This is a genomic window from Nonomuraea gerenzanensis (assembly GCF_020215645.1).
GTDB classification, from domain to species: domain Bacteria; phylum Actinomycetota; class Actinomycetes; order Streptosporangiales; family Streptosporangiaceae; genus Nonomuraea; species Nonomuraea gerenzanensis.
In genome coordinates, this window is record NZ_CP084058.1 from 1,046,435 (window position 1) to 1,058,133 (window position 11,699).

General features: G+C 71.1%; 11 protein-coding genes. 7 read left to right on the plus strand and 4 right to left on the minus strand.

Annotation, left to right across the window (positions count from 1 at the left end; genetic code table 11):
* Window positions 1–28: 28 nt before the first annotated feature.
* On the minus strand, window positions 29–826 hold the full coding sequence (locus LCN96_RS05410) for a hypothetical protein (protein ID WP_225271458.1): 798 nt from the start codon (window positions 824–826) through the stop codon (window positions 29–31).
* A gap of 281 nt (window positions 827–1,107) precedes the next feature.
* Here LCN96_RS05410 and sucC point away from each other — a divergent pair, with 281 nt between their 5' ends.
* The 3 genes from sucC (at window position 1,108) to LCN96_RS05425 (ending at window position 5,106) form a co-directional block, all read left to right on the plus strand.
* The gene (sucC, locus tag LCN96_RS05415; protein ID WP_225271459.1) at window positions 1,108–2,289 is read left to right on the plus strand and encodes an ADP-forming succinate--CoA ligase subunit beta; all 1,182 of its coding nucleotides are present in this window, start codon (window positions 1,108–1,110) and stop codon (window positions 2,287–2,289) included.
* A 3-nt stretch (window positions 2,290–2,292) separates the two neighbouring features.
* A complete protein-coding gene (gene sucD / locus LCN96_RS05420) occupies window positions 2,293–3,168 on the plus strand; it encodes a succinate--CoA ligase subunit alpha (RefSeq protein ID WP_225271460.1) in 876 nt (291 codons plus the stop codon).
* A gap of 312 nt (window positions 3,169–3,480) precedes the next feature.
* Window positions 3,481–5,106 (plus strand): cell division protein PerM, encoded by a 1,626-nt coding sequence (locus tag LCN96_RS05425; protein WP_225271461.1) that lies wholly within the window; start codon window positions 3,481–3,483, stop codon window positions 5,104–5,106.
* A 165-nt stretch (window positions 5,107–5,271) separates the two neighbouring features.
* Here the strand turns inward: LCN96_RS05425 and LCN96_RS05430 are convergent, their stop codons facing one another.
* Entirely contained in the window at window positions 5,272–5,691 is a 420-nt protein-coding gene (locus tag LCN96_RS05430) for a hypothetical protein (protein ID WP_225271462.1), read from the minus strand.
* Window positions 5,692–5,765: 74 nt separating this feature from the next.
* Between LCN96_RS05430 and purN the strand changes: the two genes are divergently transcribed.
* The 3 genes from purN (at window position 5,766) to LCN96_RS05445 (ending at window position 8,246) form a co-directional block, all read left to right on the plus strand.
* The gene (gene purN, locus LCN96_RS05435; RefSeq protein WP_225271463.1) at window positions 5,766–6,395 is read left to right on the plus strand and encodes a phosphoribosylglycinamide formyltransferase; all 630 of its coding nucleotides are present in this window, start codon (window positions 5,766–5,768) and stop codon (window positions 6,393–6,395) included.
* Entirely contained in the window at window positions 6,392–7,945 is a 1,554-nt protein-coding gene (gene purH / locus LCN96_RS05440; protein WP_225271464.1) for a bifunctional phosphoribosylaminoimidazolecarboxamide formyltransferase/IMP cyclohydrolase, read from the plus strand. The genes purN and purH overlap by 4 nt, the downstream gene beginning before the upstream one ends.
* A 118-nt stretch (window positions 7,946–8,063) precedes the next feature.
* Window positions 8,064–8,246 (plus strand): hypothetical protein, encoded by a 183-nt coding sequence (locus LCN96_RS05445; RefSeq protein WP_225271465.1) that lies wholly within the window; start codon window positions 8,064–8,066, stop codon window positions 8,244–8,246.
* Window positions 8,247–8,764: 518 nt separating this feature from the next.
* Here the strand turns inward: LCN96_RS05445 and LCN96_RS05450 are convergent.
* Both LCN96_RS05450 and LCN96_RS05455 read right to left on the minus strand, forming a co-directional pair.
* Window positions 8,765–9,748, minus strand: coding sequence for an ROK family protein (locus LCN96_RS05450; RefSeq protein WP_225271466.1), 984 nt, complete (start codon window positions 9,746–9,748; stop codon window positions 8,765–8,767).
* Complete coding sequence (locus tag LCN96_RS05455; RefSeq protein WP_225271467.1) at window positions 9,748–10,632, minus strand: peptidylprolyl isomerase; 885 nt, start codon at window positions 10,630–10,632, stop codon at window positions 9,748–9,750. The genes LCN96_RS05450 and LCN96_RS05455 overlap by 1 nt, the downstream gene beginning before the upstream one ends.
* A gap of 212 nt (window positions 10,633–10,844) precedes the next feature.
* Here LCN96_RS05455 and LCN96_RS05460 point away from each other — a divergent pair, with 212 nt between their 5' ends.
* Window positions 10,845–11,696 (plus strand): bifunctional methylenetetrahydrofolate dehydrogenase/methenyltetrahydrofolate cyclohydrolase, encoded by an 852-nt coding sequence (locus LCN96_RS05460; protein WP_225271468.1) that lies wholly within the window; start codon window positions 10,845–10,847, stop codon window positions 11,694–11,696.
* Window positions 11,697–11,699 lie beyond the last annotated feature (3 nt).

Genomic DNA, 11,699 nt, shown 5'->3' on the forward strand with positions numbered 1-11,699 from the left:
GGGCCGGCCCCGTCGTACGGCCCGGCGGCTAGTCGATCCGGCCGAGCTGGTTCAGCGAACCGTTCGGGATCTCCTGAGGCACTTCCGCCTCGTTCCCGAGCTCGCTGATGTCGACCACCTCGTCGGATGGCGGGGCCTTGACCGTGATCTTGGCGCCCCAGCCCGTGAACCGGGTGTTCACGGTGGCGGTCGTGCTCCCGAGGATGCCGAAGTCCATCGTGTACTCGCTGCGGAGCCCGGTGACCAGGCCCTTGGAGTTCAGCGTGAGGGCGTAGCCGATCTTGACCTTGCCCAGCCTCTTGTCGATCTTCTCGCCGTAGAACCTGCTGACGTCGGCGAACGTGAGCGAGCCCCGGTACGTGCCGCCCTTGGCGCTCTTGGCCTTGGAGACGAGCGCCTTGAGCACCTTGGTGTCGAAGACGTCGAGCGGCTGGCTGGTGTACGCGACGGAGACGTCCGCGTAACGAACCCACTTCTTGCCCTCGGGCAAACCCTGGCTGTATATCCCGCCCTGGACGAAAGTGTGCTTGCCCACGGTGATGCTCCGGGTCGGCGAGAGCCCGGCGAGATCACCCTTCTCGCGGAAACGCAGATCCGCGGCGAGGACTCCCGTCTTACCGAATCCCACGGCGCCCGTCGTCGTGCGCACCGTCCCCGTCTTGCCGTTCATGGCCGACCGATACGTCTCCGAGACCCGCACCCCGTGCCCGGCCTTGAACTGCTTCTGCAGGGCCTTCACCGGGTTCACGGGCGCGGCCTGAGCCGGCGCGGCGGCCATCAGCGCGGCCGACGAGGCCAGCGTCAGACCCGCGAGAATTCGCTTCATTGGGGTTTCCTTCAGCATTACCAAGAGGGAGCGGGGGGCAAGCCTGCCATTGGAAGATCACGACCATATATCGAGCGTGGGGTCATGCGGCGACTAATTCATGCAATTTCCGTGCAGAGGCCATCCTGAGGAAGTGAGATCACCGTCACATAGCGGAAGAACCACGACCCGGTGACCTGGGCAGGTCAAGCTTCGGGCTAGGCTTCACTGGCGGAAACGCCCGGCACGCACGGGTTGCCCGGGGCGTCGAACATCAGTCGGATAAGCAAGGACGGACCCTCGTGGACCTGTTCGAACATCAGGCGAAGGAGCTCTTCGCTGACTACGGCATCCCTGTGCCGCGCGGCATCGTCGCCCACACTGTGGAGGAGGTCCGGTCGGCCGCTGAGGAGCTGACCGGCCGCGTTGTCGTCAAGGCCCAGGTCAAGACCGGTGGCCGCGGTAAGGCCGGCGGCGTGAAGGTGGCCGACGACGCCGCCGACGCCGTGACCAAGGCCGAGGCCATCCTCGGCATGGACATCAAGGGCCACACGGTCCACAAGGTCCTCGTCGAGGAGGCCAGCGCGATCGCGGAGGAGTACTACTTCTCCTTCCTGCTCGACCGCGCCAACCGCACGTTCCTCGCGATCTGCTCCGCCTCCGGCGGCATGGACATCGAAGAGGTCGCCCACACCTCGCCGGAGAAGGTCGCCAAGGTGCCGGTCTCGGCCCTGACCGGCATCGACCGCGCCAAGGCCCGCGAGATCGCGGTGGCCGGCGGCCTGCCGGAGAAGGCGCTCGACGGCGCCGCCGAGCTGATCGAGAAGCTCTGGTGCTGCTTCGTCGACGAGGACGCCACGCTGGTCGAGGTCAACCCGATGATCCTGTCGGCCGACGGCCAGGTGAAGGCCCTCGACGGCAAGGTCACCCTCGACGAGAACGCCGGCTTCCGCCAGGCCGACCACGAGGCGCTGGCCGACAAGGCCGCCGAGGACCCGCTCGAGGCCAAGGCCAAGGAGAAGGACCTCAACTACGTCAAGCTCGACGGCAACGTCGGCATCATCGGCAACGGCGCCGGCCTGGTCATGTCCACCCTCGACGTGGTCGCCTACGCCGGCGAGGCGTTCCCCGGCAAGCCGTCCCCCGCCAACTTCCTCGACATCGGCGGCGGCGCCTCGGCCGAGGTGATGGCCGCGGGCCTGGAGATCATCCTCTCCGACCCGAGCGTCAAGTCGATCTTCGTGAACGTCTTCGGCGGCATCACCGCCTGCGACGCCGTCGCCAACGGCATCGTCTCGGCGTTCAAGCTGCTGGAGAGCCGCGGCGAGGCCGTGACCCACCCGCTGGTGGTCCGCCTCGACGGCAACAACGCCCTGCTCGGGCGGCAGATCCTGGCCGACGCCGCGCTCCCGCGCGTCGAGCTGGTAGACACGATGGACGAAGCGGCCAAGCGTGCCGCCGAGCTCGCTGCGGTAGGTGCGTGACCCATGGCCATCTGGTTGACTGAGAACAGCAAGATCATCGTCCAGGGCATGACCGGCGGTGAGGGCACCAAGCACACCCGCCGCATGCTCGCCTCCGGCGCCAGGGTCGTCGGCGGCGTGAACGCCCGCAAGGCCGGCACCACGCACGAGGGCCTGCCCGTGTTCGGCACGGTCGCGGAGGCCATGGAGGCCACCGGCGCCGACGTGTCGGTCGTGTTCGTGCCGCCGAAGTTCACCAAGGACGCGGTCAAGGAGGCCATCGACGCCGAGATCCCGCTCTGCGTCGTGATCACCGAGGGCGTGCCCGTGCACGACTCCACCGAGTTCTGGGCGTACGCGGTCGAGAAGGGCAACAAGACCCGCATCATCGGCCCGAACTGCCCCGGCATCGCCTCGCCCGGCGCCTCCAACGCCGGCATCATCCCCGCCGACATCACCACCGCCGGCCGCATCGGCCTGGTCTCCAAGTCCGGCACGCTCACCTACCAGCTCATGTACGAGCTGCGTGACTTCGGCTTCTCCACGGCCGTCGGCATCGGCGGCGACCCCGTGATCGGCACCACGCACATCGACGCGCTGCAGGCGTTCCAGGAGGACCCCGGCACCGACGCGATCGTCATGATCGGCGAGATCGGCGGCGACGCCGAGGAGCGGGCCGCGGCCTACATCGAGCAGCACGTCACCAAGCCGGTCGTGGCCTACGTGGCCGGCTTCACCGCGCCCGAGGGCAAGACGATGGGGCACGCGGGCGCCATCGTGTCCGGCTCGGCCGGCACCGCGCAGGCCAAGAAGGAGGCCCTGGAGAAGGTCGGCGTCCGCGTCGGCAAGACCCCCTCCGAGACGGCCCGCCTGATGCGCGAGATCATGCAGGCGCGCTGACGTTCTCTGGTGCTCTGGTGAAGACCCCGCCCGGTTCCGGCCGCGCGGGGTCTTCGCGTTCTCGCGGGGTCAGGGGCTTCTGTGTGATGCGGGCGTTTTTGCCTGTTACGGCTTCGCAGGCTTACCCCACCCGCCGTCGCTGGCCGGCCTCTGTCCAGGGAGACGCTTGCTGATCCGGTCAGTGGCGCGCCGCCGTTACGACGCACAGTGGGCCGGGTTCCGTGGCACGCCACGCCGTCCGCAGGATCAGAAGTGGCCGGATCCCGGCGCGTCAACCAAGCTTTGGTTGGGAAAGATTGAGAAAATCGCCGTGTGACGGCGATCCTCGACCAGCTCCGTGCAGGCCCCCGGTCGATGCTTGGCAAGCTCGCGGGCGACGACGACGAGACCAGGCGGCCGTTGCCGGTCTCGGGGATGCTGGCCGCCGTGTTCACGCTGGGCGTCGGCCTGGCCGCGCTCACCACGCTCACCCTGGTCGGGTGGATCGCCGCGCCGCGCGGCACGCTGGGCGCCGGGCTGCCGGGGGTGTTCCGTACGGCGGCGCAGTTGTGGCTGGCCGCGCACCACGCCGGGTTCGCCATCCCGGGCGGGCGGGTCGGGCTGTTGCCGCTCGGGCTGATGATCCTGCCCGCCGTGCTGCTCTACCGCGCGGGCCGGTGGATGGCCCGCGACGCCGACCTGCGGCTGCGCCTGCCCGCGCGGCTGCCGAAGAACAGCCCCAAGGAGCAGGCGGGTGCCCGGCGCCGGGCCCAGCTCGTGCTCGTGGTGCAGGCCGGGGTGTCGCTGGCGGCCCCGTACGCGCTGCTGGCCGGCCTGATCGCGCTCGTGGCGAGCAACGAGATCACGCAGCCCTTCATCGGGGAGGCGCTGCTCAGCCACTTCGTGCTGGCGTTCCTGGCGGGGGCGCTGGCCACGGCGCGGATGATCGGGCCGTGGCGGGTGATGCTGCGGCTGCTGCCCGAGCGCGTGCGCGCCCTGACGGTCGGCACGGCGGTCGCCACGGCGCTGCTGCTCGTGGCCGGGCTCGCGCTGGTCCTGATCGCCTTCGTGGTCAACTTCGACCAGGTCGAGGAGCTGTCGGGGGTGTTGTCGCCCGGGTTCGTGGGCGGCGTGCTGCTGGCGTTGCTGCAACTGCTCTACCTGCTGAACGCCGTCGTCTGGGCCTTCTCCTACATCGCCGGGCCCGGGTTCGCCATCGGCGCCGACACCCTGGTCGCGCCCACGGGCGTGCAACTCGGCACCGTGCCCAGCCTGCCGTTGCTGGGGGCGCTGCCGGAGAGCGGGCCCGTGCCGGCGTGGATGATGGCGGTGGTCGCGGTGCCGTTCGCGGCGGGGGCCGTGGCGGGGGTGATGGTGGCCAGGATCTCGCCGTCGCCGTCGTACGAGGCGGCGCCGCTGTGGGGGTTCCTCACCGGGGTGACGACGGGGCTCGTGGCGGGGGTGCTGGCGGCGCTGTCCGGCGGGCCCATCGGTGGCGGGCGACTGGCCGCGGTCGGGCCGTCGCCGTGGGAGGTGGCGCTGTCGGTGGCGCTGGAGGTCGGGGTGGCCGCGGGCATCTCGGCAGGGGTGACGAACCTGCTGCTGCTCAACAAGCGTGCCAGGGCGCCGCTCGACAAGGCGGCGGCTCCCGTGCGCAAGGCGGGCGCGGCGCTGGCGAAGGCGGCCAGCCGGGTGGGGCTGGCCGAGTCGGACCCACGACCGCTGCCCGGTCACTGGATGGACGCGACCGAGGCCGACACCCAGGAGATCCCGGTCATCAGGGACGACTGGCAGGACGAGCACGCCTCGGCCGAGGCGGAGACCCAGGCCCAGGCCCGGCCCCGCCCGCCCGAGCCGGCTCCGGCCGCCCGGTCGCCGCGCAAGGACATCGTGGACGAGTCGGACGACCGGGGCGGGCACGTCATCTACGTCGATCCGTACGCCTGGGACCGCGACTGAGCCCGTCCCGCACGTCGGGAGTCCGCGCGACTGAGCCCGTCCCGCACGTCGGGAGTCCGCACGCCCGAGCCCGTCCCGCACGTCGGGAGTCCGCGCGCCCGAGCAGCACATGCGGCGGGCCGACTTCAGCACCGGCGGGCGCCGACTCCAGTACGTGCGCCGTCGTTACGGCTGCATGGCTCCGAGGACTTCGAGCACGTCCGGCGGCAGCTTGCGCTGTGCGGCGTCCCTGAACTGCGAGAAGCACTCGCCCTGCGACGCGACCGTCCCGGCGCCCTTCATGCACTCCTGGTAGGCGGAGTACTCGTCCATCAGGTACAGCTGCATCGCCGTGGCCCCGGCCGACAGGGCCAGCGCCAGCGAGGAGACGGTGATGCCGCCCACCGCCATGCTCGTGGGCTTGCCCGCACCCTTCAGCAGGGGCAGTGCCCGGATCCCGGCCATCAGCGCGAACAACGCCATGACCAGACCTGCGAGCGGCAACATGAACGTCATGGCCAGCGCTGCGATGGACAACCAGATCGCTCGGCGGCCCGCTGACTCCGCGGGCTGCTGGCCTGCCGGTGCCTTCACCGGTGTCGACACCTGACCTCCTCTGCGTCGCCGGGCGATGAACAGATACCCTGTGACCCCCACCCTGTTTCCTCATTGGAGTGTGTGTGTCTAAGGCTGGGCGGCTCGTCGTCCTCGTCTCCGGCTCTGGAACCAACCTACAGGCCCTGCTGGACGCTTCCGCCGACCCGTCGTACGGGGCTCGCGTGGTCGCGGTCGGGGCCGACAGGGAGGGAATCGAGGGGCTGGACAGGGCTACCAGGGCAAATGTCCCGACTTTTGTCGAGAAACTGGGCGATTATGCGACTCGGGCGGAATGGGATGCGGCCATCGCCGCCAAGATCGCAGCTTACGAGCCCGACCTGGTCGTGTCCGCGGGCTTCATGAAAATTTTGGGTACGCCGACGCTCGACGCGTTCCCCGTGCTGAACACGCATCCGGCGCTGCTGCCGTCGTTCCCCGGCGCGCACGGCGTGCGTGACGCGCTGGCCCACGGGGTCAAGGTGACCGGCTGCACCGTCATGCTGGCCGACGAGGGGGTCGACACGGGCCCGATCGTGGCGCAGGCGGCGGTGCCGGTGCTGGCAGACGACGACGAGGCGGTCCTGCACGAGCGCATCAAGGTGGTCGAACGCCGCCTGCTCGTCGAGACCGTCGGCCGGATGGCTCGCGAGGGCTGGACGGTCAGCGGACGTACCGTCCGAATCGGCAACCACACAGGAGGGGAATCCACGTGACTCGCATCGCCATCCGGCGCGCGCTCATCGCTGTTTACGACAAGTCCGGGCTCGAAGAGCTGGCCAGAGCCCTCGACGGCGCCGGAGTGGAGATCGTCTCGACCGGTGGCACGGCCGCCGCGATCTCCTCCTACGGCATCCCGGTGACGAAGGTGGAGCAGCTCACCGGGTTCCCCGAGTGCCTCGACGGGCGGGTCAAGACGCTGCACCCGCGCGTGCACGCCGGGCTGCTGGCCGACGTCACCAAGCCGCACCACGTGGCGCAGCTCGACGAGCTGGAGATCGACCCGTTCCAGCTCGTCGTGGTGAACCTGTATCCGTTCCAGGAGACGGTGGCCTCGGGGGCGTCCGACGCCGAGTGCGTCGAGCAGATCGACATCGGCGGCCCCGCCATGATCCGCGGCGCCGCCAAGAACCACAACACCTGCGCGGTCGTGGTGAACCCGAGCTTCTACGGCGACGTGCGGGACGCCCTGTCCGAGGGCGGCTTCACGCTGACCGAGCGCAAGCGGCTGGCGGGCATCGCGTACGCGCACACCGCCGCTTACGACGTGGCCGTGGCGAACTGGTTCGCGGGCACGTACGTGGGCGAGGGCGAGGAGTTCCCCGAGTTCACGGGGGCGGCGTACGAGCGCAAGGCCACGCTCCGCTACGGCGAGAACCCGCACCAGCGCGCGGCGCTCTACGCGGGCGGCACGGCCGGCACCGGCGGCCTGGCGGGTGCCGAGCAGCTGCACGGCAAGGAGATGTCCTACAACAACTACCTCGACGCCGACGCCGCCTGGCGCGCCGCCTGGGACTTCACCGAGCCCGCCGTGGCCATCATCAAGCACCAGAACCCGTGCGGCATCGCCATCGGCACCGACGTCGCCGACGCGCACCGCAAGGCGCACGCCTGCGACCCCGTCTCGGCGTACGGTGGCGTGATCGCCGTGAACCGGCCCGTCACGGCCGAGCTGGCCCGGCAGATCGCCGAGGTGTTCACCGAGGTCGTCATCGCCCCCGGCTACGACGAGGAGGCGCTGGAGGTGCTGCGGGCCAAGAAGAGCCTGCGCATGCTGGCCTGCCCGGAGGGCCCCTCGTCGCCGACCGAGTTCCGCAGGATCGACGGCGGCCTGCTCGTGCAGAGCGTGGACCGCGTGGACGCCCCCGGCGACTCGGCGGCGCAGTGGGAGCTCAAGACCGGCGAGCCGGTCTCGCCCGAGGTGCTGGCGGACCTGGAGTTCGCCTGGCGCGCCTGCCGTTCGGTCAAGTCGAACGCCATCCTCCTGGCCAGCGGCGGCGCCACCGTGGGCGTCGGCATGGGCCAGGTGAACCGGGTCGACTCCTGCCGCCTGGCCGTCACCCGGGCGGGGGAGCGCGTGGCCGGCTCGGTGGCGGCCTCCGACGCGTTCTTCCCGTTCCCCGACGGGCTGGAGGTGCTGCTGGAGGCCGGCGTGCGCGCGATCGTGGAGCCGGGCGGCTCCATCAGGGACGAGCTGGTCATCGAGGCGGCGAAGAAGGCCGGCGCGAGCCTGTACTTCACCGGCACCCGCCACTTCTTCCACTAGAGGCAATTAAGGGGTGACATGATCAATATGTCACCCCTTATCCGTTTTTGCGGCGAGCACTCCTGACTCCGGGCTACCCTGAACTCCTCCTCGCCCCTCTTTTACCCGGAGATGACCTATGGCGCTCGACGCGATCCTGCAGGCGTTCGTCACCCTGAACGGCGTGGCCACCAGCCCCTTCGTGCTCCTGGTCCTTGCCTTCATCGGTGCTTACCTGGGCATCCGCGCCGTAGAGGTCATTCCGTACACCCGCCGGATCATCGAGCGCCGCGAGGCTCAGGCGGCTGCGGAGCGCGAGTAACCACGGGCGCCTCCTCCGGCAGGAAGTGCCCAGCCTGAACGGGCTCGCCACGCACGTCGTCGGCCCACGTCCGCCAGACGTCGAGCGGCCGGTACCACTGCCCGACCGCGCCCGAGGCGCTCCACGACACCGACGCCGGACACTCGATCCGCCGGCGACCACGATCGGCCCGATCGCCCGCGATCGCCCGCATCCGGCACGGGGCATGGCCAGGCGCGCTGGGCGGCCTACCACTCGCGCCGTAGCCCCGCAGTGGCCACCACGCTGAACCGCTCGGCCAGCCCCCGGCGTGACGCGATGCCCCATCAGGTGCGTCCCGGGGATGCCGCGCAGCAGCGGCACCGGCGGCCCTGACCCGCCACGGACGCCGTGGATCGTCGTCTGCGAGGCACTCGTGCTTGCGCGGGAGGCGCTCGTGCCCGTCACCGGCTGCGCAGGCGTTCGTGCCCGCACAGCCGATCACCGTAGCCACCCGCACGCCGGGCCCCGCGAAGGACCGGCAGCCGTACCGGCCTGGCTCAGGGCGCCGTGATGGACGGATGCGGCCGCCAGGCCAGTTGCGCCGCTCCCGCCAAGCTGGCCCGCACGCCCAGCGAGCTCTGCCTGACCTCCACCGCCCGTACGAACGGCAGCCCGGTCACATCGTCCAGCGCATGGCGCAGCGGCTCGAAGAGCACCTCCCCGGCGGCCGACACCCCGCCACCGATGACCACCGCCGTGAGCTCGACGGCCGCAGCGGTGGAGGCGATCATGCCGGCGAGGGCCCGGGCACCGCGCTGGAAGGCCGCCACCGCGATGGGGTCTCCCGCGCGGGCGTCCTGGGCCAGCATCCGCGCGTCAGCCGGCGCCTTGCCCTCCTCACCTCGCACGTCACCGTCCTGGCCCTGGACGGCGGAGCCGACGGCGCCCGAGGAGGCGCCCGGTGACCAGCCGTTCTCCAGCGCCCACCGGGCCATGTTCGGGCCGCTGGAGTACCGTTCGACGCAACCGCGGCCGCCGCATTCGCAACGCTCGCCGTAGGGATCGATGCTCATGTGCCCGACGTGCCCAGCATTGCCGGTCGGCCCGAGGAGCGGGACACCGTCGAGCACCAGGCCACCGCCGATGCCGGTCGACACGACGATGCCCAGCAACGACGTGCAGCCGCGCCCGGCTCCCAGCCAGTGCTCGCCGAGGGCGAAGCACTGTGCGTCGCCGGCCAGCACGGTGGGCAGCGTGGTGAGCTTCCGCACCTCCTCGCGCAGCGGGAAGCCGCGCCAGCTCGGCATGTTCACCGGGCTCACGGTGCCGGCGGCGAGGTCCACGGGGCCCGCGCAGCCGATGCCGACGGCCTGGGGTGGCGGGCCGCCGTCCATGACCTCCGTGACGAGGGCCTTAAGGGCGGACATGACCTCCTCACGGGGCGTCGGACGGGTGGCGGAACGCAGGATGGAACCGGCCTCGTCCACCAGCGCGGCGGCGAGCTTGGTTCCTCCGATGTCAATGGCGAGTACGCAGGTCATCAGTGTTCGTGGTGGTTGTCGGGCTGGCGGGGGCCGCCAGGGTGTTCCAGTCCGGGCATGAGTCTTACTCTCTTGGCGCGCAGGTCGTCGAGCCACCGGGCGAAGGCTTCTTGCCGGGCGGCCCGCAGGAGTCCGGGTTCTTGACCGTCCGGCTCTCGGTCCGGCCGGGGTGCGGGGACGGCGATCGCGACGTGCCAGCCGAGGGAATCCTCGACCGGGCCGACGAGCGTGCCGTACGGGTGGCGCTGGAGGGCCTCGGCGATCGCGCTCGGCAGGGAGCCGAGCGTGATCGCGCCGAGGGGCTCCAGGACGGCTGGGGTCGCTTCCCCCGCCTGGGCGGGGTCGGGGAGAGGCGATGCCGTAGGAGGTGGCGCGGCTCGGGCTCGGGCAGCGGCCGGGCACGCCAGGGCGAGGGGATCGTGACCGTGGCCGTGACGTGCTCGAACACCGTACGCACCCAAGGGCTCGCGGGGTGGGCGGCGGCGTTGATCGAGCCCAGGCGGCTGATCCGCCGGAACCTCCATCTGGAACGCCACATCGACCGCCTCCTCCGCAGCCACGACGAAGCCCCGGATGACCTCGGGCAACATCGTCCACGACCCCCGCGGCGAGGCGACCTGCGCCGCACCGCGGATCTCGTCCGAGGTGCTGTTGCGGACGAGGGTGAGCAGGCACGGCACGGTGCTGCCCGGGGCCGCCGCGACGATCAGCGGGACCTCCAGGGTCGCCGCGGCGGCGGGCACGGTGATCTCGCCCGCCAGGCGCACGCCCGCGCCGCGCCGCTCCAGCGCCGACGCGTGCGCGCCCTGGGCGGCGGTGACGGGCAGCACCTGGTGCGGCTCGTCGGGCGTGCCCACGAACAGGTCGGTCGACTCTGCGGACAACAGACGGGAAGGCAAGGGGGACCTCCGTGCACGTGATGCTGGCGCCCGTAACACTAAGCCCTTCCAAGATCAATGACAACGATGTCAGTGCGCGGCTGTGGATAACTCAGCCCGGCTGCCTGGCGCCTGTGGATAACCGCGTACGGATGGGTGCGGCCGGGCACGCGTGGTCCGGTGCGGAGGAACAAGGCGGGCATGGAAGGATTGCGGGCATGAGCGCAGTGAAACTCGATGGCAAGGCGACCGCCGCCAAGATCAAGGCAGACCTCACGACCCGGGTGGCAGCGCTCAAGGAACGCGGCGTCACCCCCGGCCTGGGCACCGTGCTCGTGGGCGACGACCCGGGCAGCCAGATCTACGTCGCGGGCAAGCACCGCGACTGCGCGGAGGTCGGCATCGCCTCCATCCGCGTGGACCTGCCGGCCACGGCCACCCAGGCCGACGTCGAGGCGGCCATCGACGAGCTCAACTCCTCCCCGGCGTGCACCGGCTACATCGTCCAGCTCCCGCTGCCCAGGCACCTCGACACGATGGCGCTGCTGGAGCGCATCGACCCGGCCAAGGACGCCGACGGCCTGCACCCGGTCAACCTCGGGCGGCTCGTGCACATGGTCGACGCCCCGCTCCCGTGCACCCCGCACGGCATCGTGCTGCTGCTGCAGGAGTACGGCGTGCCGATCAAGGGGGCCGAGGTCGCCGTGGTGGGGCGCGGCATCACGGTCGGGCGCTCGCTCGGCCTGCTGCTGACCCGCCGCAGCGAGAACGCCACCGTGACCCTCTGCCACACCGGCACCCAGGATCTGGCCGCGCACGTGCGGCGGGCCGACATCGTGGTGGCGGCGGCCGGGGTGCCTGAGCTGATCAAGAAGGACATGGTCAAGCCGGGCGCCGCCGTGCTCGACGTCGGCGTCTCCCGGGTGAACGGCAAGATCGCGGGCGACGTGGCGCCGGACGTGGAGGAGGTCGCCGGCTTCCTGACGCCCAACCCGGGCGGGGTCGGGCCGATGACCCGGGCCCTGCTCCTGTCCAACGTGGTGGAGGCCGCCGAGCGCCGCCTCGGGTGACCG